The sequence below is a fragment of the Dietzia sp. KRD202 genome (assembly GCF_017168155.1).
Lineage (GTDB): Bacteria > Actinomycetota > Actinomycetes > Mycobacteriales > Mycobacteriaceae > Dietzia > Dietzia kunjamensis.
This window is the reverse complement of the sequence record NZ_JABFAN010000005.1, coordinates 101,588-127,734: the sequence shown is the minus strand read 5'-3', so window position 1 is coordinate 127,734 and position 26,147 is coordinate 101,588. Positions and strand designations below refer to the sequence as shown.

The 26,147-nt window shown below is 71.3% G+C and carries 24 protein-coding genes; 22 read left to right on the top strand and 2 right to left on the bottom strand.

Annotated elements, in window-relative coordinates; genetic code table 11:
• Nucleotides 1-2: 2 nt before the first annotated feature.
• Nucleotides 3-407, bottom strand: coding sequence for a DUF4439 domain-containing protein (locus tag J1M64_RS01385; RefSeq protein ID WP_082923979.1), 405 nt, complete (start codon nucleotides 405-407; stop codon nucleotides 3-5).
• Nucleotides 404-874, bottom strand: coding sequence for a hypothetical protein (locus J1M64_RS01380; protein WP_143337679.1), 471 nt, complete (start codon nucleotides 872-874; stop codon nucleotides 404-406). The genes J1M64_RS01385 and J1M64_RS01380 overlap by 4 nt, the downstream gene beginning before the upstream one ends.
• 106 nt (nucleotides 875-980) lie before the next feature.
• Between J1M64_RS01380 and rimP the strand changes: the two genes are divergently transcribed.
• The 22 genes from rimP (at nucleotide 981) to J1M64_RS01270 (ending at nucleotide 26,140) form a co-directional block, all read left to right on the top strand.
• Entirely contained in the window at nucleotides 981-1,526 is a 546-nt protein-coding gene (rimP, locus tag J1M64_RS01375) for a ribosome maturation factor RimP (protein WP_119193531.1), read from the top strand.
• The gene (gene nusA, locus J1M64_RS01370; RefSeq protein WP_119193530.1) at nucleotides 1,523-2,509 is read left to right on the top strand and encodes a transcription termination factor NusA; all 987 of its coding nucleotides are present in this window, start codon (nucleotides 1,523-1,525) and stop codon (nucleotides 2,507-2,509) included. Before rimP ends, nusA begins: the two co-directional genes overlap by 4 nt.
• 83 nt (nucleotides 2,510-2,592) lie before the next feature.
• The gene (locus J1M64_RS01365) at nucleotides 2,593-3,048 is read left to right on the top strand and encodes a YlxR family protein (protein ID WP_307872338.1); all 456 of its coding nucleotides are present in this window, start codon (nucleotides 2,593-2,595) and stop codon (nucleotides 3,046-3,048) included.
• Nucleotides 3,049-3,117: 69 nt separating this feature from the next.
• Nucleotides 3,118-5,907 (top strand): translation initiation factor IF-2, encoded by a 2,790-nt coding sequence (gene infB / locus J1M64_RS01360; protein ID WP_206472279.1) that lies wholly within the window; start codon nucleotides 3,118-3,120, stop codon nucleotides 5,905-5,907.
• Between the two features lie 112 nt (nucleotides 5,908-6,019).
• Nucleotides 6,020-6,481 carry a 30S ribosome-binding factor RbfA gene (gene rbfA / locus J1M64_RS01355; RefSeq protein WP_067717687.1) on the top strand — a complete coding sequence of 154 codons (462 nt, stop codon included), beginning with the start codon at nucleotides 6,020-6,022 and terminating at the stop codon, nucleotides 6,479-6,481.
• A complete protein-coding gene (locus J1M64_RS01350) occupies nucleotides 6,478-7,467 on the top strand; it encodes a bifunctional oligoribonuclease/PAP phosphatase NrnA (RefSeq protein ID WP_119192160.1) in 990 nt (329 codons plus the stop codon). Before rbfA ends, J1M64_RS01350 begins: the two co-directional genes overlap by 4 nt.
• Nucleotides 7,424-8,845: an MATE family efflux transporter gene (locus J1M64_RS01345; RefSeq protein ID WP_206472277.1), complete on the top strand. Its 1,422-nt coding sequence runs from the start codon at nucleotides 7,424-7,426 to the stop codon at nucleotides 8,843-8,845. The genes J1M64_RS01350 and J1M64_RS01345 overlap by 44 nt, the downstream gene beginning before the upstream one ends.
• Nucleotides 8,842-9,783: a metallophosphoesterase gene (locus tag J1M64_RS01340; protein ID WP_206472275.1), complete on the top strand. Its 942-nt coding sequence runs from the start codon at nucleotides 8,842-8,844 to the stop codon at nucleotides 9,781-9,783. Before J1M64_RS01345 ends, J1M64_RS01340 begins: the two co-directional genes overlap by 4 nt.
• Nucleotides 9,780-10,502 (top strand): 4'-phosphopantetheinyl transferase superfamily protein, encoded by a 723-nt coding sequence (locus J1M64_RS01335; protein WP_206472273.1) that lies wholly within the window; start codon nucleotides 9,780-9,782, stop codon nucleotides 10,500-10,502. Before J1M64_RS01340 ends, J1M64_RS01335 begins: the two co-directional genes overlap by 4 nt.
• Complete coding sequence (gene truB, locus J1M64_RS01330) at nucleotides 10,499-11,410, top strand: tRNA pseudouridine(55) synthase TruB (protein WP_206472271.1); 912 nt, start codon at nucleotides 10,499-10,501, stop codon at nucleotides 11,408-11,410. Before J1M64_RS01335 ends, truB begins: the two co-directional genes overlap by 4 nt.
• The gene (locus J1M64_RS01325) at nucleotides 11,407-12,411 is read left to right on the top strand and encodes a bifunctional riboflavin kinase/FAD synthetase (protein WP_067717701.1); all 1,005 of its coding nucleotides are present in this window, start codon (nucleotides 11,407-11,409) and stop codon (nucleotides 12,409-12,411) included. Before truB ends, J1M64_RS01325 begins: the two co-directional genes overlap by 4 nt.
• A gap of 112 nt (nucleotides 12,412-12,523) precedes the next feature.
• A complete protein-coding gene (gene rpsO, locus J1M64_RS01320) occupies nucleotides 12,524-12,793 on the top strand; it encodes a 30S ribosomal protein S15 (RefSeq protein ID WP_067717704.1) in 270 nt (89 codons plus the stop codon).
• A gap of 373 nt (nucleotides 12,794-13,166) precedes the next feature.
• Entirely contained in the window at nucleotides 13,167-15,434 is a 2,268-nt protein-coding gene (locus J1M64_RS01315) for a polyribonucleotide nucleotidyltransferase (RefSeq protein WP_206472643.1), read from the top strand.
• A gap of 99 nt (nucleotides 15,435-15,533) precedes the next feature.
• Complete coding sequence (locus J1M64_RS20290) at nucleotides 15,534-16,862, top strand: pitrilysin family protein (protein ID WP_067717709.1); 1,329 nt, start codon at nucleotides 15,534-15,536, stop codon at nucleotides 16,860-16,862.
• 36 nt (nucleotides 16,863-16,898) lie between these two features.
• Complete coding sequence (gene dapB, locus J1M64_RS01305; RefSeq protein ID WP_206472269.1) at nucleotides 16,899-17,648, top strand: 4-hydroxy-tetrahydrodipicolinate reductase; 750 nt, start codon at nucleotides 16,899-16,901, stop codon at nucleotides 17,646-17,648.
• A 10-nt stretch (nucleotides 17,649-17,658) separates the two neighbouring features.
• Nucleotides 17,659-18,138, top strand: a complete 480-nt coding sequence (locus J1M64_RS01300; RefSeq protein ID WP_181694294.1) for a hypothetical protein — start codon at nucleotides 17,659-17,661, stop codon at nucleotides 18,136-18,138.
• Nucleotides 18,135-18,587 carry a flavodoxin family protein gene (locus tag J1M64_RS01295; RefSeq protein ID WP_119192157.1) on the top strand — a complete coding sequence of 151 codons (453 nt, stop codon included), beginning with the start codon at nucleotides 18,135-18,137 and terminating at the stop codon, nucleotides 18,585-18,587. Before J1M64_RS01300 ends, J1M64_RS01295 begins: the two co-directional genes overlap by 4 nt.
• A gap of 32 nt (nucleotides 18,588-18,619) precedes the next feature.
• On the top strand, nucleotides 18,620-19,372 hold the full coding sequence (gene thyX, locus J1M64_RS01290) for an FAD-dependent thymidylate synthase (RefSeq protein WP_067717719.1): 753 nt from the start codon (nucleotides 18,620-18,622) through the stop codon (nucleotides 19,370-19,372).
• A 58-nt stretch (nucleotides 19,373-19,430) separates the two neighbouring features.
• Nucleotides 19,431-20,390, top strand: a complete 960-nt coding sequence (gene dapA, locus J1M64_RS01285; RefSeq protein WP_096907226.1) for a 4-hydroxy-tetrahydrodipicolinate synthase — start codon at nucleotides 19,431-19,433, stop codon at nucleotides 20,388-20,390.
• Nucleotides 20,387-22,564 (top strand): ribonuclease J, encoded by a 2,178-nt coding sequence (locus J1M64_RS01280; protein ID WP_241260932.1) that lies wholly within the window; start codon nucleotides 20,387-20,389, stop codon nucleotides 22,562-22,564. Before dapA ends, J1M64_RS01280 begins: the two co-directional genes overlap by 4 nt.
• A gap of 5 nt (nucleotides 22,565-22,569) precedes the next feature.
• The gene (locus J1M64_RS01275) at nucleotides 22,570-23,226 is read left to right on the top strand and encodes a TIGR03085 family metal-binding protein (protein WP_132061185.1); all 657 of its coding nucleotides are present in this window, start codon (nucleotides 22,570-22,572) and stop codon (nucleotides 23,224-23,226) included.
• Nucleotides 23,227-23,287: 61 nt separating this feature from the next.
• Complete coding sequence (locus tag J1M64_RS01270) at nucleotides 23,288-26,140, top strand: DNA translocase FtsK (RefSeq protein WP_241260931.1); 2,853 nt, start codon at nucleotides 23,288-23,290, stop codon at nucleotides 26,138-26,140.
• Nucleotides 26,141-26,147: the final 7 nt, after the last annotated feature.

Below are 26,147 nucleotides of genomic sequence, written 5' to 3'. Positions count from 1 at the left end.
CCTCAGGCCGGCGGCGGGAACCCGGGTAGCGCCTCGAACGGCGCTCCCGGGACCAGGGTTCTCCAGCGTGCGAGTTGCACCGCCGCCGCGGTGAGGGCGTCGACGCAGAAACGGCGGGTCTCCGGCGTCCGGGCGAGGCCGAGTTCGACGCGCCAGGCCTCGCAACAGTCCGATTCGATCCGGATCGCCAGAAGGACGGGAGCGCCGGGGGCGTCCGGATCGGGGACGTATCCGACCGGCGCGGGGGGCGATGCCGGCCACAACACCTCAGCCGCGTCCCGACGGGCTCGATGAGCAGCGAGCTCACGCCTGACCGCGGCTCGGATGGAGCCGTCCGCCCGGGACAGGACGAGACCGTACCCGTAGACCGCCGCGTCCTCGGCGGCCAATCCGACCGGAGCGCTCACGCGAGTTCCACCTCGACCGCCGCCGTGCACGCCGCCGAGACCGCGCCGGCGATCTCCGCGCGGGCCCCCTCGGTCGCCGCGGCCGCACCGGCGGCGTCGGCCGCGTCGGCGCGGAGTCGCGAGCGCACCTCCTCGGCGGGCGGGCAGACCGGCGCCGGTGTCGGCACTGGGGTCGGCTGCTGCTCGTCGTCCTGCGGGCGGTCCACGAGTCCGGCGAGCCGTTCCGCGTGAACTCTCCGGGTGTCGGCGAGCCGACGCAGGGCACCCACCCGATCGCCGTGGGAGGCGTCCGCGGCCGCGAGTTCCCGTGCGTCGCGCTCGGCGGCCTCGAGCAGGCCGAGCAGGGGATCGGGGCGGTCGGTGACCGTGGGCAGGGCACAGCCGCCGGCGACTGCGAGCCCGGCGACTCCGGCGGCCGCGACGGCGAACTGACGGCGCGAGAGGGCGACGGGGGCGGAATGGGGCACTCCGACATCCTGCCAGGGGTCGGAGAAGGGGGCGGCGAGGCGGTACAGTGATGCGGCCCGTCCGCGTCCCGGAACGGAATCCGCCAGCCCGCACTCCAGGAGCACAGTGATCGTCCCCGAGCCCGACCGGGCCCATATACGCAAGGCGGTCTCGGACCGCAGCCTCGACCTCGAGGACCTCCGGGAGGACACCCGTTCGTCCACGTGGCACGTGACGGTCGTCGTGGACGGGGACTCCGGCGTCTCCCTCGACGATCTCGCCGAACTCTCCGTCGATCTCGACCCCCTCGCCGAGCAGTGGGGGGGATCGGGCCAGCCGGTCACGCTGGAGGTCACCAGCAGGGGCGTCGACGCGCCGCTGGAGCACCCCCGTCACTGGGCCCGTGCCCGCGGACGCCAGGTCGACCTGCTCTACGTCGACGGCGCCGACGGGCCGACCCGGGGGCGGGTCGGAGACCTCGACGAGGACTCGGGGACCGTCCGCATCGTGTCCAGGGCGGGCCGGGGGACCAGAGTGGACTCGGTAGCGTTGGATCGGGTGGCCCGCGCCGTGATCCGGCTCGAGTTCCGGCCAGCGCCACAGGAGGAGCTGGACCTGTTGTCCGAGCCGGAGAACCCCGGGCACGGCGTGCGAGAAGGAGAAAACAGTTGAACATCGACATGGCAGCGCTGAACATGCTGTCCCGAGAGCGCGAGATCCCGCTGGACGACCTCGTGCACACTCTCGAAAACGCGCTGCTCACCGCCTACAAGCGGACCGAGGGCTCGCATAGGGTGGCCCGGATCGCGCTGGACCGCAAGGCCGGCACGGTCGCCGTCATGGCCGCCGAGGTGGACGAGGACGGCAACCGCATCGGGGAGTTCGACGCCACCCCCTCCGACTTCGGGCGGGTGGCCGCGGCCACGGCACGGCAGATCATCCTGCAGCGTCTGCGCGAAGCCGAGACCGACCGCATCTACGGTGATCTCGTCGCGCGCGAGGGCGAGGTGGTCAGTGGGGTCATCCAGTCCGACTCCCGCGCCAACGCCCGTGGGATCGTGGTCGTCCACATCGGACCCGAGAACGGGGGCACCGAGGGGAGCATCGCCCCGGCCGAGCAGGTACCGGGTGAGACCTACACGCACGGGGAGCGCATCAAGTGCCACGTCGTCGGGGTGCACAAGGGGCCCCACGGCGCCTCCGTCTCGCTCTCCCGCACCCACCCGGACCTGGTCCGGGGACTGTTCGCGCTCGAGGTCCCGGAGATCGACGACGGCTCGGTGCGGATCGCGGCGATCGCGCGTGAGGCGGGCCACCGGACGAAGATCGCGGTGGAATCCACCATCTCGGGACTCAACGCGAAGGGCGCCTGCATCGGACCGAACGGGGCCCGTGTGCGCGCGGTCATGGCGGAGCTCAACGACGAGAAGATCGACATCGTCGACTACGACGACGACCCGACGGTGTTCGTCGGCAACGCCCTGTCCCCGGCGAAGGTGATCTCCGTCACCGTCGCCGATGCCACCACCAGGGCGGCCCGCGTCGTCGTCCCCGACTACCAGCTGTCCCTGGCGATCGGCAAGGAAGGCCAGAACGCACGTCTGGCACACCGCCTGACCCAGTGGCGGATCGACATCCACAGCGACGCGGAATGACGCGCTGCGCCGCCCGGCGCCACGCGGTCGGGCGCGCCGTTAGTGTCGACACGGCATTGTCTGTAGACTGATCAGTTGTCACAGTGACTTCACGTCCACCCGTCCACTCGGGCCGGGCGGCGAGAGACCGAGGTGGCCGGGTGCAGGGACGCAAGGACCAGCGGTTCGGTACCGCCGAGGCCGCGGGTCCGGTCAGGACCTGCGTCGGTTGCCGGGGTCGGGACACCGATTCCCGACTCCTCCGGATCGTTCACGATCCGGAGACGGCCGCTCTCTCGCCCGATCCGCGCCGACGGGCGGTCGGACGAGGAGCCTGGGTGCATCGCGAACCGCAGTGCATCACGACAGCGCTCGACCGCAAGGCCTTCACCAGGGCCCTGCGGATCGCCGGGAACGTGTCCCAGGACGCGCTCACGGAGGTACTCGAGGCACTACGCCTCGGGCACGACATCACCCGCCGACCGCTCGGTTCGGCAGGGGGAGCACAAGAGAAGGAACGGACCAGACACGATGAGCACACCGTGAAGCTCCAGCGATGAACGTCCATCGAATGTAGACCGAGGTCGCGCGGCCAGCCCTGCCGTGGAGACCTCGCAGTGAGGAGAGCAGTGGCAGGCAAGCCCCGGGTACACGAGCTGGCAAAAGAGTTCGGTATCACCAGTAAAGAACTTCTGACGAAACTCCGCGATCAGGGAGAGTTCGTCAAGTCCGCGTCCTCGACGTTGGAGGCCCCGGTCGTCCGGCGCCTGCGTGAGGCACATGCACCGGCAGGCGGCGACTCCGCCCCCGCCCCGTCTAAATCCGCAGGAGGCGCTGCGCCCAAGCCGGGTGCACCCTCGAAGCCGGCACCGGGCCCCCGTCCGGGCGCGGATCCGCGCTCGGCGGCTCCCAAGCCGGAAGCCGGTCCGACTCCGGGCGCCAAGCCCGCGGCCCCCACGCCGGCTCCCAAGCCGGAAGCCGGTCCGACTCCGGGCGCCAAGCCCGGTTCCCAGCGTCCGACCCCGGGGGCGACCCCCGGCGCGGCCGCCGCAGCCTCCCGTCCGGCTCCCGGGCCGCGCGCGGCGGGGCCGAAGCCCGGTCCCAAGGCGCCTCGCGTCGGGAACAACCCGTACTCCAGCGGCACCACGCCCGCGCCGCGTCCGCAGGGCGGTCCCCGCCCGGCACCCGGCCAGGGTGGTCCCCGTCCCGGAGGCGCCCGTCCGGGCGCACCCGGTCAGGGTGGGCCCCGTCCCCCGCAGCGGTCGGGCGCACCGGGCCAGGGCGGTCCCCGTCCCAACCCCGGCAACATGCCGGCGCGTCCCAGCCCCGGTCAGATGCCGGGACAGGTCGCACGTCCCGCCGCGGGTCGCGGCCGTCCGGGTGGTCCCGGTGGCCGTCCGGGTGGCGGCGGTTTCCGTCCCGGTGGCGGCGGCGGTGCCCCCGCAGCCGGTGGCGGCGGTTTCCGGGGTCGTCCCGGTGGCGGCAACCGTGGCCGCGGTGGTGCCGCGGGTGCGTTCGGTCGTCCCGGTGGCGCCCCGCGTCGTGGTCGCAAGTCGAAGCGGCAGAAGCGTCAGGAATACGACTCGATGCGGGCCCCGGAGGTCGGCGGCGTCCGGCTTCCCGACGGTCGCGGGCAGGTCCTGCGACTGGCACAGGGTGCTTCGCTGAGCGATTTCGCGGACAAGATCGACGTCAACCCCGCGCAGCTGGTCCAGGCCCTGTTCAACCTGGGTGAGATGGTCACGGCCACGCAGTCGGTCACCCCGGAGACGCTGCAGTTGCTCGGTGAGGAGATGGGCTTCAAGGTCCAGATCGTCAGCCCCGAGGACGAGGATCGCGAGCTGCTCGATTCGTTCGACCTCTCCTTCGGTGAGGACGAGGGTGACGAGAGCGATCTCGAGATCCGTCCCGCGGTCGTCACGGTCATGGGTCACGTCGACCACGGCAAGACCCGACTGCTCGACAGCATCCGGTCGGCGAAGGTCGGCGAGGGTGAGGCCGGTGGCATCACCCAGCACATCGGCGCCTACCAGGTGACGGTGCCGGTCGACGACGTGGATCGCACGATCACCTTCATCGATACGCCGGGTCACGAGGCGTTCACCGCCATGCGTGCCCGCGGCGCGAAGTCGACGGACATCGCGATCATCGTGGTCGCGGCGGACGACGGCGTGATGCCGCAGACGGTCGAGGCGATCAACCACGCGCAGGCGGCAGAGGTGCCGGTCGTGGTCGCGGTCAACAAGATCGACAAGGAGGGCGCTCAGCCCGACAAGATCCGCGGCCAGATGACCGAGTACGGCCTGGTGCCGGAGGAGTACGGCGGCGACACGATGTTCGTCGACATCTCCGCCAAGCAGGGTCTCAACATCGAGTCGCTGCTCGAGGCGGTCGTCCTGACCGCCGACGCGTCTCTCGACCTGCGGGCGAACCCGGACATGGACGCGCAGGGTGTCGCCATCGAGGCGCACCTGGACCGCGGTCGCGGTCCCGTCGCCACGGTGCTCATCCAGCGCGGCACGCTGCGGGTCGGCGACTCGATCGTCGCCGGCGACGCCTACGGCCGCGTCCGGCGCATGGTCGACGAGCACGGCGAGGACGTCACCGAGGCGACCCCGTCGCGTCCGGTCCAGGTCATCGGCCTGACCAGCGTCTGTGGCGCCGGTGACACCCTGATGGTGGTCGAGGAGGATCGGACCGCACGGCAGATCGCCGACCGTCGTAACGCGCGCAAGCGCAACGCGATGGCCGCCCGTAGCCGTCGTCGGATCAGCCTCGAGGACCTGGATTCGCATCTCAAGGAGACGAGCCAGCTCAACCTCATCATCAAGGGCGACAACTCCGGTACGGTCGAGGCCCTCGAGGAGGCCCTCCTGGGGATCGAGATCGACGACGAGGTGCAGCTGCGCGTCATCGACCGCGGTGTCGGTGCCGTCACCGAGACCAACGTCAACCTGGCGGCCGCGTCCGACGCGGTGATCATCGGGTTCAACGTCCGGGCGGAGGGCAAGGCCACCGAGCTGGCCAACCGCGAGGGCGTGGACATCCGGTACTACTCGATCATCTACCAGGCGATCGACGAGATCGAGAGCGCGCTCAAGGGCATGCTCAAGCCGATCTACGAGGAGAAGAAGCTCGGCCAGGCGGAGATCCGCAACATGTTCCGCTCCTCCAAGGTGGGCAACATCGCGGGTTGCATGGTGCTCGACGGCATCATGCGTCGCAACGCTAAGGCCCGGCTCATCCGGGACGGCAAGGTCGTGGCGGAGGAGATGACCATCTCCTCGCTGCGTCGCGAGAAGGACGACGCGACCGAGGTCCGCGAGGGCTTCGAGTGTGGTCTGACGGTGACGTACTCCGACATCAAGATCGGTGACATCATCGAGACCTACGAGCTCGTCGAAAAGCCGCGCGACTGACGTCGCAGGGCACTGTCGTGGGGGCGGGATCCGTTGGAAACGGACCTGCCCCCGCGGCATGCTCGTCAACCCGTGGTCGCCGTGCGACCGCATCACGCCAAGGAGGATCCCCATGACCGGTAAGGGACGCGCGGGACGGCTCGGAAAGCGGATCGGCGAGATCGTCGCGACGGCCATCGAGCACGAGATCAAGGACCCCCGGCTGGAGTTCATCACGATCACCGATTCGCGGATCACCGCGGATCTGCGGGTGGCGACGCTGTACTACACGGTTCGTGGCGTGACCCTCGACGAGGAGCCGGACCACGAGGCCGCGGAGGCTGCGTTGACCGCCGCGCGGGGCCGCCTGCGCACGATGGTCGGGAAACAGACCGGGGTGAAGTTCACCCCGGAGTTGACGTTCGTGCTGGACTCCGTGCCGGACGCGGCACGCCAGATGGAAGAACTGCTCGCCAAGGCCCGGGCGCAGGACGAACAGGTCCGGCGGGTGGCCGAGGGGGCTCGCCCGGCGGGCGACGAGGACCCGTACCGCAAGCCGGAGGAGGCGGACCGGCCGGAGGACGACGATCGGTGACCGAACCGGTGGACGCCGCCGGCGCGGCGGACGTGTTGGCACGTCACCACGAGGTGACCGTGCTGTGCCACGTCCGCCCGGACGCGGATGCGCTCGGTAGCTCCTCCGGTCTCGCCCGGGCGTTGCGTGCGCGGGGCGTGACCGTCCACCACTCGTTCGATCCCGGCATCGTCCCGGGGGCGATGGGGGCCATCCCGGGGACCGACCGGGTGGTGCCCCTCGCGCAGGTCCCCGCCCATCGGGGTCTCGTCGTGACGTTGGACTGCGCGAGCCCGGACCGGGTGGGCCGGTGGGGCCGGCTCGCCGACGCGGCATCGGAGGTCCTCGTCGTCGACCATCACCGGTCCAATCCGGGATTCGGTTCCCACATGCTGCTCGACCCGGACGCCGCGTCGACGGCGTCGCTCGTCCTGGACGTCCTCGACGCGGGCGGGTTCCCCGTGGACGCCGTGACGGCCACGAGCCTCTACGCCGGGCTCGTCACCGACACCGGATCCTTCCGTTGGGGCGGCGCGGACTCGCACGAGACCGCCCGACGACTGCTGGCCGCGGGCGCGGAGACCACCGAACTCACCCACGCCCTGCTCGACGCGCACTCGTTCGCCTGGCTGCGGGTGCTGGGCGGGCTGTTGAGGACGGTGCGTCTGGAAGTCGACACGGTGGGCGGGCGCGGATCGGTGTGGCTGGCCGTCCCGCACGAGGTGATCTCGGCAGCGGACGAGGACGACGTGGAATCCCTCGTCTCGCACCTCCGCGGCGTCCGGGAGGCCCGCGTGGCGGTGCTGCTGAAGGAGTACCTGCCCGGCGAGTGGGCCGTCTCCCTCCGCTCGCGACCCGGTGGCCCGGGCGCGGACGCCGCGGACGTCGTGGACGTCTCGGCCATCGCGGCCGCGCTCGGGGGCGGCGGTCATCCGTCGGCCGCCGGCTGCACGATGCGCGGTGATGTGGAGACCATCAGCACGAGGCTCCGTGAACTCCTCGGCTGACGTGACGCACACCGGGCCCGATCCGGCCGTCGGGCTGGGAGCGATCGGACGCCGACTCTGGTCGATCGCCCTGCCGGTCCTGCCGGTGCTGTCCGCCGAGCCCGTCTATCTCCTGGTCGACGGGATCATCGTCGGTCGCCAGGGACCGGAGGACCTGGCCGCGCTCGGCGTGGGAGCCCTCGTCCTGCTGGTACTGGGCACCCAGATGAACTTCCTGTCCTACGGGACCACCGCCCGATCGGCGCGGTTGCACGGGGCGGGCCGCCGCGGCGACGCCGTGGCCGAGGGGGTGCAGGCGACGTGGATCGCCGTCGCCGTCGGCGCGCTGGTGGTGGCCGTCGTACTGGCGTTGCGGGGGCCGATCACCCGGGTACTCGCCGCGGATGCGGACGTGGCCGCCGGCGCGGCCGAATGGCTCGGGGTGGCCGTGTGGGGCATCCCGTGCATCCTCGTGGCGTCAGCCGGCCACGGGTGGATGAGGGGCGTCCAGCGCCTGCGCACCCCGCTCGTGCTCGTCGGCGTGGGCATCGGCGTGTCGACCGCCGGGTGCGTGGTGTTGGTCCCCGGTCTGGGGCCGGCCCCGGCGCTGGGGTTGGTCGGGAGTGCCTGGGCGAACCTCGCGGGCCAACTGCTCATGGCCGCCGGTTTCCTCGTCGCGCTCGTCCTCGAGCGCCCGGGGTCGCTTCGGCCACGCCGCGCCGTGATCGTCAGCCAGCTCCGCATGGGCGTGGACCTGATCATCCGTACCGCGTCGTTCCAGATCACCTTCGCCGTCGCCACCACCGCGGCAGCCGCCGCCGGGGTCGACTCGCTCGCGGCGCACCACCTCGCACAGCAATTGTGGGCGCTGTACTCGCTCGTGTTGGACTCGGTCGCGATCGCGGCCCAGTCGCTCGTCGGCGCCGCGCTCGGGGCCGGACTCGCCGCCCACGGCCGGGCGCTGTCACGAGCGGTGGTGGTGTGGTCACTGGGTCTGGGAGCGGGGCTCGCCCTGCTGACGGCCGTGTTCAGAGCACCCCTGGCATCGCTGCTGTCCGGGGATCCCGGGGTGGCCGATCGCCTGGTCGTCGCCCTGATCGGGATGGCGGTGGTGGTGATCCCGGCCGCGGTGGTGTTCGGACTCGACGGCGTGCTGCTGGGCGCCGGTGACGCGGCGTACCTGCGCACCAGCACCGTGGTCGCGGCGCTTCTGGGTTTCCTGCCCGTGCTGCTCGTCACCCGCCACCTCGGGTGGGGGCTGCCGGGGATCTGGGTCGGGATGGGGGTGTTCGTCGGTCTCCGACTGATCGCCGTCGTGGCCCGGGTGCGCGGCGACCGGTGGATGGTGCTGGGAGCGCAGACGCCGGGCGCACGGGCCCTGCAGGAGGTGGACGGATGACCGCCGGGGCGACGGGCGTGCAACCGACCCTGCGCGCGGTGTCCGACCTGCACGTGGGACATCGGGGCAACGCGGACGTCGTGGACGAGATCCACCCCGCGCACCCGGGGGACTGGCTCATCGTGGCAGGTGACGTCGCCGAGAAGGTCGACCACGTCGTGGACGCGCTCGAGCGACTGGCGGCGCGTTTCGAACGGGTGATCTGGGCGCCCGGCAACCACGAGTTGTGGATCGGCCGCGACGACGCGGGGATCACGTCCACCACCAAGTACGACCGGCTGGTGGAGGCGTGCCGGGCCATCGGGGTCGACACCCCGGAGGACGACTACCCCCTGTGGACCGGACCGGGCGGGCCCGCGTGGGTGGTGCCGATGTTCCTGTTCTACGACTACAGCTGGACGCGGGTAGCGGGGCAGCCGCGGGCGGACGCCCTGGCCGGTGCGCGGGAGCGTCGCGTCGTGGCCTCGGACGAGTTCCTCATCGACCCCGCCCCCTACGGTGACGCGGTCGCCTGGTGTCGGGAGCGTCTCGTGGGTACGACGACGCGGCTGGCTCGCCTCGATCCCGCGCACCCGACGGTGCTCGTCAACCACTGGCCGCTGCTCCGGGACCCCACCCGGGTCCTGCGGCACCCGGACTTCGCGCTGTGGTGCGGGACAGATCAGACAGCAGACTGGCACCGCCGGTACCGCGCCACCGCGTGCGTCTACGGTCACCTGCACATCCCGCGGACCACGGTCCACGACGGCGTGCGCTTCGAGGAGGTCTCCCTGGGATACCCGAGGGAGTGGAACGGGCGTGGGCGGCCGGATCCGCTCACCCGTCAGATCCTCCCGGCGCCGGACGGTCCGCAGGTCCAGTGGGTCCGCGGCGACGGTGGCCTGCCGAGGATCGCCCGGCCCGGTGACCCCGGCCCCTATCTGGAGGACGAGCGGTGATCGACGACCTGTTCCCGCCCGACGTGGTGGGGGTGACCGACGCCGAGCTGGGCCTGGACGACGCGGCGCTGTTGGCGTCGCTGTACCCGGTGGAGGTCGAGCAGATCGGGGCCGCCGTCGAGCGGCGCCGGATCGACTTCGCGGGCGCGCGTGCGTGTGCCCGGGAGGCCATGTCGAGGCTCGGCGTCCCCGCCGGCCCCGTCCTGCGCGGGGGTCGGGGCATGCCGGTGTGGCCGCCGGGCCTGGTGGGCACGCTGACGCACACGGAGGGGCTGCGGGCCGCCGCGTTGGCGCCGACCGCCCGGGTCCGGTCGCTCGGGCTGGACGTGGAACGCCACGCACCGCTGGCCGCGGGCGTGCTCGAGGCCGTCTCCCTGCCCGAGGAGGCGGCGTGGGTGCGTGCGGCACGCGCCGAGGTCGCGGACGTCGCCTGGGATGCGCTGCTGTTCACGGCGAAGGAGGCCACGTACAAGGCGTGGTTCCCGCTCACCCACCGGTGGCTGGGGTTCGGTGACGCACACATCACCCTGGTCCCGGACGGCGGCGACGACGACGAGGTGGTCACCGGCACGCTGCGATCGCGGATCCTCGTCGACGGCCATGCCGTGGACGGGGGGCCCGATCTGGTCGAGTTCCGGGGCCGCTGGGCCGTCCGGGACGGGTACGTGGCCTCGGCGATCGTGCTGCGACCCGCCGGGGTCGCTAGCGTGGGCCCGTGACGCCGCGCAGACCCGACTCCCGCCCCGCTCCCGACCCCGGCCTGGTGGTCGTCGACAAGCCGGGGGGAATGAGCAGCCACGACGTCGTCGGACGGCTCCGACGCTACTTCGGTACCCGCAAGGTCGGTCACGCCGGAACGCTCGACCCGATGGCCACCGGGGTGCTCGTGGTGGGCATCGAACGCGCCACCAAGATGCTCGGACTGTTGGCACTGGAGACCAAGTCCTACGAGGCCACCATCCGTCTCGGCCAGACCACGACCACCGACGACGCCGAGGGGGAGACCACCTCGACCACCGACGCCTCCGCCGTGACCGACGAGGCGATCGACGCGGCCGTCGCGGCGCTGACCGGGGAGATCGACCAGGTCCCGTCCGCGGTGAGCGCGATCAAGGTGGACGGGAGGCGGGCCTACGACCGGGTGCGGGCGGGGGAGGAGGTCGAGCTCCGGTCACGGCGGGTCACCGTCTCCCGGTTCGACGTGCTCGAGCGGGCCCGCTCCGGTGCGGTGGTCGACCTCGTCGTCGTCGTCGACTGTTCCACCGGAACCTACATCCGCGCCCTCGCCCGGGACCTCGGCTCCGCCCTCGGGGTCGGCGGTCACCTCACGGTGCTGCGCCGCACCCACGTCGGGCCGTTCGGTCTCGACGTGGCACGGACCCTCGACCAGCTGGAGACCGATCCGACGCTGTCACTGGACCTCGACTCCGCCGCGCTGACCGCGTTCCCCCGACGCGACATCGACGCCGACGAGGCGGAGGGACTGCGCCACGGCCGATGGCTCGAGGCCCGCGGTGACGCCGGGGTCGTCGCCGCCGTCGGGCCGGACGGCCGGGTGGCGGCGCTGGTGTCGGAATCGGGGCGGCGTGCCGCTCCGGTCGTGGTCATGCGCCCGGCGGGCCTGTGAACGCCGCGCGTAAGGTGGTCGCCGTGCAATTGTGGCGGACGTTCGACGAGATCGTGATCCCCGACGGCGGGACCTCCGTCGCCCTCGGCGTGTTCGACGGGCTCCACCGGGGTCATCGGAGCCTGGTGGACCGCGCCGTCGGCCACGGCCGGGACCTGGGCGCGAGTCCCGTCCTCGTGACGTTCGACCCCCACCCCGTCGAGGTCGTCAGGCCGGGGACCCACCCGTCGGTCCTCACCCCCCTCGAGCGGCGTGCCGAGCTCGCGGGCGGGTTCGGGATCGACGCCGTGTTCGCGTTGCCGTTCGACCGCGAGATGGCGTCGTGGGAGCCCGACGAGTTCGTGGACCGGGTCCTCGTCCGCGGCCTGCGGGCCCGCGCGGTCACCGTGGGGCGGAACTTCACGTTCGGTCGACGCGCGGCCGGTACCCCGGAGACCCTGCGCGAGCTGTGCGCCGAACGCGGCATCGTCTGCGAGATCGTCGACCTGCTCGAGGCCGGGGGAGAGACCGTCTCCTCCAGCCGTATCCGCCGCTTGCTGTCCGAGGCCGACGTGGCCGGCGCCGCCGAGGTCCTCGGCCGACCGCACCGCGTCTCGGGCGTCGTGGTCCACGGTGCCGGCCGCGGGGGGCGGGACCTGGGGTACCCGACCGCCAACCTCGACCTTCCCGAGTACACCGCCGTGCCCGTCGACGGCGTGTACGCCGGGTGGTTCACCGTGCTCGACGACGGCCCCGTCGACGGCACGATCGTCCCGGGACGGCGCTACCCGTCCGCGATCTCCGTCGGCACCAACCCGACGTTCGGGGACTCCGCCCGCAGCGTCGAGGCGTTCGTCCTGGACGAGTCGGCCGACCTGTACGGACGACTGGCGGCGGTCGACTTCGTCGACCACGTCCGCGACATGGTGAAGTTCGCCTCCGTCGACGAGCTGCTCGTGGCCATGGACCGCGACGTCACCACGACCCGGACCGTGCTCGGGGCGGACGCCGACCGGCCGTGACCTCGGATTGGGCCGACACGTCCGCGGACTGGTAACGTCTCCCTTCGGCCCTCCTGTGGTCCGCGGCGGCGGGGCCCAACATTCACGCGGACTGGAACAACCAGGAGTCACCATGGCGCTGAGCACCGAAGACAAGAAGGCCGTCCTGGCCGAGTACGGCCTCCACGAGACCGACACCGGCTCGCCCGAGGCCCAGATCGCCATGCTCACCAAGCGGATCTCCCAGCTCACCGAGCACCTCAAGACCCACCAGCACGACCACCACTCGCGGCGCGGCCTGCTCCTCATGGTCGGCCGTCGGCGTCGTCTGCTCAAGTACATCGCCAAGACCGACATCGCGCGCTACCGCTCGCTGATCGAGCGTCTCGGCCTGCGTCGCTGACGCACGACGACCACCGCGTCACAGACCCCGCCCGGTCCATCCGGGCGGGGTCGGCGCATTTCCGCGAACCGGGCCGCCGGGTGTCGGGGGCGTCACCCGCGCGCGCCCGGTGACCCGGACGGTTTTCCCTGATAGCCTCGGTGGAGCCGGTGCACACGTGCCGGGGTGGTCGACAGGTCCGATTGACGGTCCTCGGTAGTGGCCGCCGGAACCCGACGCCCGGGAGCATCAGCATCCGTGGCACGCGTTCCGGCCGCTTCGATCGAAGACCGAGGTCGAACCGGGACCCCCTGACGTGACGCCCGGTGGCCCCGGCGGGACGACTCCGCCGTGCGGCCCATGCACCCGACACGACAGGAAACACATGCCACAGATCACGGCCGTTGAGGTCGAAGACGGGGTCTTCGAGACCGTCGCGACCATCGACAACGGCGACTTCGGTCGCCGCGAGCTCCGCTTCGAGACCGGCCGGCTGGCCAAGCAGGCCGCCGGTGCGGTCGTCGCCTACCTCGACGACGACACCATGCTGCTGTCCGCCACCACGGCGGGCAAGCACCCCAAGGAGCACTTCGACTTCTTCCCCCTGACGGTGGACGTCGAGGAGCGGATGTACGCCGCGGGACGGATCCCCGGTTCGTTCTTCCGCCGCGAGGGACGTCCCAGCACGGACGCCATCCTCACCTGCCGGCTCATCGACCGGCCGCTCCGCCCCACCTTCGCGGACGGGGTCCGCAACGAGGTCCAGGTCGTCGTGACCGTCATGAGCCTCGACCCCAAGGACCTGTACGACGTGGTGGCCATCAACGCCGCCTCCGCCTCCACGCAGCTGTCCGGCCTGCCGTTCTCGGGCCCGGTCGGCGGCGTGCGGGTCGCGCTCATCCCGACGGCGGCCGACCCGGCCGGCCAGTGGGTGGCGTTCCCCACCGTCGAGCAGCTCTCGGACGCCGTCTTCGACATGGTCGTCGCCGGCCGCGTCGTCGGCTCCGGTGACACCGCCGACGTCGCGATCATGATGGTCGAGGCCGAGGCCACCGACGACGTGATCGAGAAGGTCGCCGGGGGCGCGCAGGCCCCCACCGAGGACGTCGTGGCCCTGGGGCTCGAGGCCGCCAAGCCGTTCATCGCCGAGCTGTGCGCCGCACAGCAGGCGCTGGCCGACGCCGCGCCCGGCACGCCGCGGGAGTTCCCGCTGTTCCCGCCGTACGCCGATGACGTCTACGCCTCCGTGGCCGAGATCGCCGAGACCAAGCTCGCCGAGATCATGCAGATCGCCGACAAGCAGGATCGCGACGTCGCGACCGACGAGCTCAAGGCGACCGTCCTCGAGCAGCTCACCGAGCGGTTCTCCGACCGCCTCGGCCAGGTCGGGGCCGCGTTCAAGTCGCTGACCAAGAAGGTCGTGCGTCAGCGCATCCTCACCGACCACTTCCGGATCGACGGCCGTGGCACGCGGGACATCCGTGCGCTGTCCGCCGAGGTCGAGGTCATCCCGCGCGCCCACGGCTCGGCGCTGTTCGAGCGCGGTGAGACCCAGATCCTCGGCGTGACCACGCTCGACATGGTCAAGATGGCCCAGCAGATCGACTCGCTCGGACCCGAGACCAGCAAGCGCTACATGCACCACTACAACTTCCCGCCGTACTCCACCGGTGAGACCGGCCGCGTGGGTTCGCCGAAGCGTCGCGAGATCGGGCACGGCGCGCTCGCCGAGCGCGCGCTCATGCCGGTCCTGCCGAGCGTCGAGGAGTTCCCGTACGCGATCCGCCAGGTCTCCGAGGCGCTCAGCTCCAACGGCTCCACCTCCATGGGCTCCGTCTGTGCCTCCACCCTGTCGCTGCTCAACGCCGGTGTGCCCCTCAAGGCCCCCGTCGCGGGTATCGCGATGGGCCTGGTCTCCGACGAGATCACGAACGAGGCCGGTGAGTCGGAACGACGTTTTGTCGCGCTGACCGACATCCTCGGGGCCGAGGACGCCTTCGGCGACATGGACTTCAAGGTCGCCGGCACGGGCATGTTCGTCACCGCGCTGCAGCTCGACACCAAGCTCGACGGCATCCCGTCCGAGGTGCTGGCCGGCGCGCTGACCCAGGCCCGCGAGGCCCGGCTCACCATCCTCGACGTGATGGCCGAGGCGATCGACGAGCCCGACGAGCTCAGCCCGTTCGCGCCCCGCATCATCGCGATCAAGGTCCCGGTCGACAAGATCGGCGAGGTCATCGGGCCCAAGGGCAAGATGATCAACTCGATCACCGAGGAGACCGGCGCGTCCGTCTCGATCGAGGACGACGGCACCGTGTACATCGGGGCCACGGACGGCGAGTCGGCCCAGGCCGCGATCGACAAGATCAACGCGATTGCCAACCCGCAGCTGCCCAAGGTCGGGGAGCGCTTCCTCGGTACGGTCGTGAAGACCGCCCCGTTCGGCGCCTTCCTCTCGCTGCTGCCGGGCCGCGACGGTCTGGTCCACATCTCCAAGCTGGGCCAGGGCAAGCGCGTCGGCAAGGTCGAGGACGTGGTCAACGTCGGCGACAAGATGCAGGTCGAGATCGCCGACATCGACAACCGCGGCAAGATCAGTCTCGTCCCGGTCGGTGACGACTCGGACGGCGGAGCCGACGCGGACTCCGGCACCGACGACTGAGACCCCGCCGGTCCGCCCCCCCACGGCGCCCGGCACCCCACGAGGCACGCACCCCGCGCGCGGGGTGCGTGCCTCGTTCGTCGACAGAAGGGAGGGACCGTGAACCCGACGATCCGCGTGGACCGGTCGATCCCGGGCGTGCGTGTGGTGACCGAGGACCTACCGTGGTGCCACACCGCGGCGGTCGGGGTCTGGATAGGGTCCGGTTCCGCGGACGAGGGCCCCGGGGAACACGGCGCCGCGCACTTCCTGGAGCACGTCCTGTTCAAGCGCACCAGCTCGGCGTCCGGTCTGGAGTTGTCCCAGCGTATCGACCTGCTGGGTGGTGACCTCAACGCCTTCACGGGACGCGAGCACACCTGCTATCACGTCCACGTCCCCGCCGAGGGGCTGGACACCGCGGTGGACGTCCTGGTGGACGTCGTCGCCAACGGGTCCTGTGACCCCGCCGACGTCGAGATCGAGCGTGACGTCGTGCTCGACGAGCTCGCCGGCCGTGCGGACGACCCGGAGGACCTCGCCTGCGAACTGGTCGCCACCGCGGCCCTCGGTAGCGACCCGCTCGCCCGCCCGATCATCGGGACCGAGGAGTCGGTGGAAGCACTGGACGCCGAGACCCTACGGGCATTCCACCGACGCATGCTCGGTGCCGGCGACGTCGTGGTCGCGGCGGCCGGGCGTCTCGATCACGACGCCCTCGTGCGCCGGATCGCCGCCGGGCCACTGGCGGCGGCGGTGTCCCGCAACGGGACGTCGCGGGACGGCGCCGATCTCGGCGCCGGGACCGGCGGTGGCGACACCGGGCCGGGCGCGGGGGCCCCCGGGTGGGCGGCGACATCCGTGCTCACCGGTGAGGACGACGACTCCGAACAGGCGTTGATCGCCCTCGCCCGCAGAACCCCGGCCCGGGATCACCGGGACCGGGCCGCGGCGCAGGTCGGCACCGCGGTTCTCGGCGGGGGACTGAGCTCCCGGTTGTTCCAACGGATCCGCGAGGAACTCGGTCTGGCGTACACGGTCTATGCGGGCATGGACCAGTTCCGGCCGACCGGTCTGCTCACGGTGGTGGCCGGCGCCCCGGTCGACCGGGTGGACGCACTGTGCGACGAGGTGGGCGAGGTCGTGTCCGGGATGCTGGCCGCGCCGCCCGCCGCCGACGAGGTGGGTCGGGCGATCGGCCACCTCACGGGGTCGATCAGGCTCGGGTTGGACGATCCGCTCTCCCGCATGACGCGGATCGGTCGACACCTCCTGGACCGCGACACGGTGGTCCCCGTCGAGGAATCGGTGGCCAGGCTCCGTCGGGTCACCCGCGACGAGGTCGCCGCCTACTGGACCGACGAGTCCGCCCCGTGGTGTCTGGCGGCGGTCGGCCCCGGGATGCCCGGCGACGGCGCGGCTGGACTGCTCGGGCGCGTCGGCGGATAGGCTGGATGGGCTCGACGAGGACCACGTGAGGAGACGATGACGGTGACGAAGGTCGGAGTGCTCGGCGCACGCGGCAAGGTGGGAACGGCGATCTGTGAGGCCGTCCGTGACGCGGAGGACCTCGAACTCGTCGCGGAGGTCGACCAGGGCGATCCGCTGGACGCGCTCGTCGACTCCGGTGCCGAGGTGGTGGTGGACTTCACCCACCCGGACGTGGTGATGGACAACCTCGAGTACTGCGTGGCCAACGGCATACACGCGGTGGTCGGCACCACCGGGTTCACCGAGGATCGTTTCGCCACCCTCAGGGGGTGGCTGGAGGACAGTCCCGGGACCGGTGTACTGGTCGCGCCCAATTTCGCCATCGGTGCCATCCTGATGATGCGGTTCGCGGTCCAGGCCGCGAAGTATTTCCCGTCCGCCGAGATCGTCGAGCTGCATCATCCCAACAAGGCCGACGCTCCGTCGGGGACGGCCCACCGCACCGCCGCCATGATGGCGGCGGCTCGCCGGGAGGCGGGGCTCGGGCCGTCGCCCGATGCCACGTCCACGGAACTCGACGGGGCCCGCGGCGCCGACGTCGACGGGATCCGCGTGCACTCGGTGCGACTGTCGGGCCTCGTCGCCCACCAGGAGGTGCTGCTCGGGACGCAGGGGGAGACCCTCACCCTCCGGCACGACTCGCTGGACCGCACCTCGTTCGCCCCCGGAGTGCTTCTGGGGGTCCGCTCGATCGCCGGGGCCCCGGGCCTGACCGTCGGGCTCGACTCCTTCATGGACCTCTAGGACCACCGCCGTGGAGCGCATCGTCAAGCCCCTGGTCATGGCCCTCACGGCGCTGGGCCTGGTCGTGGCCTTCGGGTACCTGCTGTACCTCGGCTGGTCGATGGTCAGCGCCTCCGACTATCTGGCCGTGCGCGGGCTCGGGGCGGGGATCATCCTGCTCACCGGCGTCGGCGCCTGGGCGACCTGGGCCATCGTCCGTAACGGTCTCGAACTCCAGAGGATCTCGGCCGCCGCCGCGGCGGAGGGGATCGAACTCGATCTCGCGGACATGGAGCGACGCCCCTCCGGCCGACTCGAGCATGACGCGGCGGACGCGCTGTTCGACCGGGTCAGCGCCGAGTACCAGGCCGCCCCCGACGACTGGCGGACGACCTACCGGCTGGCGCGGGCCTACGACCACGCCGGCGACCGCGTCCGCGCCCGGGAGGTCATGAAGGCCGCCATCGGGCTGCGCGAGACGGAACTCACCTCGGGGAAGGGTCTGGGATGAGCACGGTACTGGTCGTGCACCACGCCCCGTCACCACGCCTGCGCCGCATTCTCGAAGCACTCGTCACCGGTCTCGACCATCCCGAACTCGAAGGGATCGCGGTCGAGTCCGTCCCCGCGTTGGCCACCACCGACGACCACGTCCTGCGCGCCGACGGCTATGTCCTGCTCACCCCGGCCAATTTCGGGTACATGTCCGGCGCGCTCAAGCACTTCTTCGACCGCACCTACTACACCTGCGAGGGAGCGGTGGCAGGCCGGCCGTACGCCCTGTGCGTGCACGGGGACAACGACACCGCGGGAGCGGTCAACTCGGTCGAACGGATCGCCACCGGCTGGGGACTGCAGGCCGTCGCCCCCGCAGTCCAGTTGACCGGCGAACCCGGACGCCAGGATCTCGACACCGCCGCCGAGGTCGCGGCCACCGTCGCCGCACATCTGCTCGGCTGAACCGCCGGGCACATCACCGAAGGAGTCAAGCGATGTCCGAGCTCGTCCGGCGGCAGGTCCGCCTGGTCGCGCACACCGAGTTCATCCCGCCCGACGAGGTCGAGTGGGAGACGGACGCCGAAGGCGGATCGGCGCTGGCCGAGTTCGCGGGGCGGGCCTGCTATCAGAGCTGGGAGAAACCGAATCCGCGCACCGCGACCAACGCCGGGTATCTGCGGCACATCCTCGAGGTCGGGCACCTGTCGGTGTTCGAGCACGCGAGTGTGTCGTTCTACATCACCGGGATCTCCCGCTCGTGCACCCACGAACTGATCCGGCACCGCCACTTCTCCTACAGCCAGTTGTCCCAGCGTTTCGTCCCCGAGCACGACTCGAAGGTGGTGCCCCCACCGGCGATAGCGGACGATCCCGAGCTCGTCGAGATCTTCCGGCGCGCGACCGACGCCTCCCGTGACGCCTACGCGGAGATGCTGGCGAAGCTCGAGGACAGGTTCGCGGACGTGCCCAACCCCATGCTGCGGCACAAGCAGGCCCGGCAGGCCGCCCGCTCCGTGCTACCGAACGCCACCGAGACCCGGATCGTCGTGACGGGGAACTACCGCTCGTGGCGCCACTTCATCGGCATGCGCGCCACCGAGCACGCCGACACCGAGATCCGGGGCCTGGCGATCGACGTACTCCGTCGTCTCCGCGAGGCGGCGCCGGCGGTGTTCTCGGACTTCGAGATCGCCACGCTGGAGGACGGCTCGGAGATCGCGGTCAGCCCCTACGTTCTCGAGGGATGACGACGCCCCCAGGGTGGGAATCGGGGTCTGCCGGGTACTGCGGGTAGTCTGGGAGACCATGACACACGTGACCACCGGGGGCCCTGTCGGCCGGCAAGCGCCGACCGACCGTGGCCGGGCCCCCGCCGATACAGGGCGCCCCGCGCCGTTCGGCACGGTCGTCACGGCGATGGTGACCCCGTTCGGGTCCGACGGTTACGTCGATCTGAAGGCCGTCGCACGTGTCGCGCGGCATCTCGTGGACTCGGGGTGCGACGGTCTCGTCGTCTCCGGCACCACGGGGGAATCGCCCACCACCACCGACGCGGAGAAGATCGCGGTCCTCGAGACCGTCCTCGCCGAGGTGGGGGACCGGGCGACGATCGTCGCGGGTGTCGGTACGTACGACACCGCGCACTCGGTGCACGCGGCCAAGCAGGCCGCTGCCTCCGGGGCGCACGGACTGCTCGTGGTGACGCCGTACTACTCGAAGCCCACCCAGGCAGGACTGGACGTCCACTTCCGGACGATCGCCGACGCGACCGACCGGCCCGTGATGCTCTACGACATCCCGCCGAGATCGGTGGTCCCCATCCAGGCGGACACCCTGATCGGTCTGTCCGACCACCCGAACATCGTGGCGGTCAAGGACGCGAAGGGCGACTTCCACGACGCCGTCACCGTCATGTCCCACTGCGACCTCGTCTACTACTCGGGGGACGACCAACTCAACCTCCCGTGGCTGGCCGTCGGAGCGACCGGGTTCGTCAGTGTGATCGGCCATGTGGCCGCATCACGGCTGGTCGACCTGCGCCGTGCGTACCTGAGTGGAGACATCGAGACGGCACGACGTATCAACCTCGGACTCCTCCCTCTCTTCGACGCCCAGCGGGCGCTCGGAGGTGTGTCGATGTCCAAAGCAGCACTAGAACTTCTCGGGGTCCCGGCCGGTGTGCCGCGACTCCCGCAGTTACCACCAACCGACGAGCAGCGAGACGCCCTCGCGGCGCTGCTGCACAGAGCAGGAGTCACCAGATGACGGAAAGTACCTCCACCGGCCGCGGACGCGGCCGCACCCGACGTGCCGCAGGACGGCCCTCGGGAGAGCCGGCGGCCACGGCCGCCGTGCAGTTCACCGAGCCCACCCCGGTAGCCGACGCCCCCGCCGCCGACGCGGGCCAGGGCCGCTCCGATCGGGCCAAGGGTAGGCAGGACCAGCCCCAGCAGGGTAGGAACCAGCAGGGCGACGGCCCGAAGGACGGCGGCCAGAAAGACAGCGGCCAGAAAGACAGCGGCCAGAAGGACTCGCCTAAGGGCGGATCGCGTGGCCGGGGCAGGGGTTCGTCCTCGGGAGCCAAGGGCGGATCGTCGGGCGGCGACCAGAACGGCGGCCAGAACTCAGGCGGCCAGGGCTCGGGGGGTCAGAAGGGCGGCCGTGGTCGCAGCGGACGCGGCCGCGGTCGCGGCGACACCTCCACCGCCGAGTTCGGTGGCGTGAAGACCATGCAGGGCGGCGACATGACCGTCCGCCTGCCCAGCCCGCCCAAGCCCCGCAAGGGTGCGCTGCGCATGGTGGCGCTCGGCGGCGTCACGGAGATCGGCCGCAACATGATGACCTTCGAGTACGACTCGAAGCTGCTCATCGTCGACTGCGGCGTCCTCTTCCCGAGCTCGACCGAGCCCGGCGTCGACCTCATCCTCCCGGACTTCGGCCACATCGAGGACCGTCTGGACCAGGTCGAGGCGCTCGTGCTGACCCACGCCCACGAGGACCACATCGGGGCGATCCCGTTCCTGCTCAAGCTGCGCCCGGACATCCCGGTCATCGGATCGCGGTTCACGCTCGCACTGGTCGCCGCGAAGTGCCGCGAGCATCGCATCAAGCCGGTCTTCCGCGAGGTCGACGAGTCCAGCGTGAGCACCCTGGGCAAGTTCGAGGTGCGCTACTTCGACGTCAACCACTCGATCCCCGAGTGCCTCGGCCTGGTCATCCGCGCCGGTGGCCAGTCGGTGATGATGACGGGTGACATCAAGCTCGACCAGCTGCCCACGGACAAGCGCCCCACCGACCTGCCCAAGATGGGGCGATTCGGTGACGAGGGCATCGACCTGCTGCTGATGGATTCGACCAACGCCACCACTCCGGGGGTCAGTCGTTCGGAGTCGGAGATCGGTCCCGCGCTCCAGCGGCTCATCTCCGACGCGCGTCAGCTCGTCGTGGTGGCCTGCTTCGCGTCCAACGTCTACCGCGTCCAGTCCGTCATCGCGGCCGCCGCCGCGAGCGGTCGCAAGGTCGCGCTCACCGGTCGGTCGATGATCCGGAACATGGAGATCGCCCTGGAGATGGGCCTGCTCACCGATCCGAACAAGGTGATCGTGGACATGGACACGGCCGCCAAGCTCCCGTCGGAGAAGGTCGTCGTCATGACGACCGGTACCCAGGGTGAGTCCATGGCGGGGCTCTCCCGGATGGCGCGTCGTGAGCACCGGCAGATCAACCTCTCCGAGGGCGACACCGTGCTGTTCTCCTCGTCGATCGTCCCGGGCAACGAGGAGCCCGTCTTCAGCGTGCAGAACAGCCTGTCCCAGATGGGTGTGAACGTGGTGACCAGCCGCGAGGCCAACATCCACGTCTCCGGCCACGGGGACGCGGGCGAGCTGCTCTTCGTCTACAACGCCGTACGGCCGAAGAACGCCATGCCGGTCCACGGTGAGTGGCGGCACCTGCGCGCCAACAAGGCGCTGGCGATCGCCACCGGGGTACCGGAGGAGAACGTCGTCCTGGCGCAGAACGGCGTCGTGGTCGACCTCGTGGACGGCAAGGCGTCCGTGGTCGGTCAGATCCCCGTCGGCAACCTGTACGTCGACGGCCTGTCCACCGGCGACGTCGGCGACACGGTCCTCGCGGACCGCACCGCGCTCGGCGAGGACGGCTTCATCGTCGCGACCGTCGTGGTGGACCCGCGTACCGGCCGGCCGGTGAGCAAGCCCCAGATCATCGGTAAGGGCTTCACCGACGAGCCGGGCGCACTCGACCCGGTCGTCGAACTCGTGGAGAACGCGCTGTGGGACCTGGCCGGCGAGGGTGAGACCGATCCGTACCGTCTCGCCCAGGCCGTGCGGCGCGTGGTCGGCCGGTGGGTGTCGGACAAGTGGCGCCGCAAGCCCATGATCGTGCCCACCGTCATCACCTCCGCCGTCGCGCAGGGCTGAGTCCGGTGAGTCCCAGCCGTCCGACCCTCGCACAGCGGGAGCGCAGCGCTCTCGTGGAGAGCATGCGTGCCACCGGGCCCGACGCCCCGACGCTGTGCGAGGGCTGGACGACCAGGGACCTGGCCGCCCACCTCGTCGTGCGGGAGTACCGCCCGGACGCCGCGGCGGGAATCGTCGTCCCCGCCCTCGCGGACCGCATGGAGCACCTGCGCCTGCGGGAGGCCGAACGCCCGTGGGAGGACCTGCTCGACACGATCGCCGGAGGAGCTCCCTGGTACTCACCGCTGCGCTACGCGGACCGGGTCGCGAACCTGGCCGAGTACCTCGTCCACCACGAGGACGTGCGCAGGGGGCGCCCCGGGTGGGCGCCCCGCGAGTTCGAGGTGGACGACCTCGAACGGGTCTGGTCCCTCGCCACGACCGTGGCGAAGACTTTCCTGCGCAAGGTCGGTGCCCGCGTCGACCTGCGCACCCCGGCCCACGTGGGATCAGCCAAGATCGCCTCGGTCTCGACGGGTGCGGCCCTCGCCCCGCTGGTGAGCATCACGGCGGATCCCGTCGAGTTCCTCCTGTGGACGTTCGGTCGCGACGAGGTCGAGATCGACATCTCCGGTGCCCAGCGGGGGATCGACGCGCTCGAAGCCGTCCCACGCGGCATCTGAACCACCCCACCCCCGTGTGGCTGCTGTTACCAGTGGTGCTCCAGACGATAGAGTGACGGCCATGGCATCCAGCTCGAGCACGCGCTCCACCCGTGCCCCCGGCGGCCGACGTCCGGCTTCGACCTCGGGAGCACAGCGATCGACCAAGTCCACCCCGTCGTCGTCGCGGGGTGGCGGTTCCCGTCGCGGTGCGGTCGTCTCGACCCCCAAGAAGGGGACCCGCAGCGGTCCTCGGACCGCCGCCCCGGCGCCGGAACGCACCTCGGGTGCGTTCGGTGCCGTGGGGCGTGGGCTGCGCGGAGGGTGGTCCGCGATGGCGAAGGGTGTCGGCCACGGGGTCCGTGGCCTCGGGGGTGGGGACGACGACGACAAGGTGGTCCCGCCGCACCGCCGTGACGGTCTCGGCCTGATCCTCATCGGCGTGGCGATCGTGTTCGTCGGCGCCGTGTGGTTCGGCGCAGCCGGCCCGATCGGCCACTGGATCGACACCGGGATCCGGACGGTGGTCGGTACCCCCGGTGCCCTCCTGCCGCTCCTGCTTGGCGGATGGGGCGTGCTCGTCATGGCCCGCGAACCCCGTCCCGACGTGCACTCGCGCTGGCTGGTCGGGACGACCGTCGCCGCCCTCGGTGTGCTCGGACTGTGGCACCTGGGGTCCGGCTCGCCGACCGATCCCGACGGGGTGCGGTCCGGCGCCGGGGTGCTCGGCCGGATCGTCGGTGGAACGCTCGAGGCCGGCCTGTCCGTCTTCGTCGCGGTACCGCTCCTCGTGCTGCTCGTCGCGTTCGGGATCCTGGTGATGGTGGGGCGGCCCGCGCGCGAGATCCCCGGCATCGTCCGTGGGTTCTTCGGCTGGGACGGCAGCGGCGACATCGTCGACCACGACTACGTCGATTCCGACGAGGACTGGGACGACGAGATGACCACTGCGTACCCGATCGCGGAGACGACGCGGGCGTCCGAGACCGAGCGCTCCGCGACGCGGCGCAGCTCCCGCCGCCGGATCGCCGCGTGGTCCGATACCCCCACGGCGGGCGAGACGGTCGAGATGCCCCGCGCCTCGCGGCCATCCGCCGAGCCCGAGGCGGCACCGGAGGTCGCCGACGTCCCCCCGGAGGAACCGGCCCGGGCCCCGGCACGCCCGAAGCGCACCCCCCGCAGGACCGAGGTCCTGCCCGCGGGCGGCGACGTCGACGAGGCCCCGGCCCGCCCGCCGGCCTCGGCCACCCCGTCCTCGCCGGCCACCGCGCCCGGACGTGCCGCCTCGACACCGTCGGTGGACACCTCCGCGGTCCCGCAGACCAACGTCCCGTCCACCCACACCGCCGCCGAGAGCGACGCGGAGCGGCTCGACTCCCAGACCCAGCTGCTGAACGGCGTGGACTACGCACTGCCGCCCGTCAGCCTGCTCACGGCCGGCGACCCGCCCAAGGCGCGCAGCGAGTCCAACGACCAGATGATCGAGGCCATCCAGGGCGTCCTGGAGCAGTTCAAGATCGACGCGGCCGTCACCGGCTTCACCCGCGGCCCGACGGTCACCCGGTACGAGGTCGAACTGGGTCCCGGCGTGAAGGTCGAGAAGATCACCGCCCTGCACCGCAACATCGCCTACGCGGTCGCCACGGACAACGTGCGGCTGCTGGCGCCGATCCCCGGCAAGTCCGCGGTCGGCATCGAGGTGCCCAACCTCGACCGCGAACTGGTGCGGCTGGCGGACGTGCTGACCGACCCCAAGACCGCCAGCAAGCACAATCCGATGCTCATCGGACTGGGCAAGGACATCGAGGGCGACTTCGTCACCGCCGACCTGGCCAAGATGCCGCACCTCCTGGTGGCGGGCTCCACCGGCTCGGGTAAGTCGAGCTTCGTCAACTCGATGCTCGTGTCCCTGCTCACGCGGGCCACCCCGGACGAGGTCCGCCTCATCCTCGTCGACCCCAAGATGGTGGAGCTCACGCCGTACGAGGGCATCCCGCACCTCATCACGCCGATCATCACGCAGCCCAAGAAGGCGGCCGCGGCGCTCGCGTGGCTCGTCGAGGAGATGGAGCAGCGCTACCAGGACATGAAGTCCACCCGCGTGCGCCACATCACCGACTTCAACGAGCGCGTGAAGTCGGGAGCCATCACGACGCCGCCCGGCAGCGAGCGCGTCTACCGGCCCTACCCGTACATCGTCGCGGTGGTCGACGAGCTGGCCGACCTCATGATGACCGCGCCCCGCGACATCGAGGACGCGATCGTCCGCATCACCCAGAAGGCCCGCGCGGCCGGCATCCACCTGGTCCTGGCCACGCAGCGGCCGTCCGTCGACGTGGTCACCGGCCTCATCAAGACCAACGTCCCGTCCCGCCTGGCGTTCGCCACGTCCTCGCTCACCGACTCCCGGGTCATCCTCGACCAGGCCGGGGCGGAGAAGCTCATCGGTATGGGCGACGGCCTCTTCATCCCGATGGGTGCCTCGCGCCCCATCCGTATGCAGGGTGCGTTCATCACCGACGAGGAGATCCACGAGGTCGTCGACTACGCCAAGAACCAGGCCGAGCCCGAGTACGACGAGTCCATCACCGCCGCCAAGGAGGACGGCAAGAAGGACATCGACGCCGACATCGGCGACGACCTCGACGACCTGCTCGCCGCCGTGGAGCTCGTGGTGTCCAGCCAGTTCGGCTCCACCTCGATGCTGCAGCGCAAGCTCCGGGTCGGCTTCGCCAAGGCCGGCCGCCTCATGGACCTGATGGAGTCGCGCGACATCGTCGGACCCTCCGAGGGGTCCAAGGCACGCGACGTGCTGGTCAAGCCCGAGGAACTCGCCTCGGTGCTCTGGATGATCAAGGGCGGGGCCCCGCCGGAGGAGGACCCGGACGACGAGCCGGCCGAGCTCCGCGACCCGGCCGAGACCCCGGTGGGGTAGCGGCCGG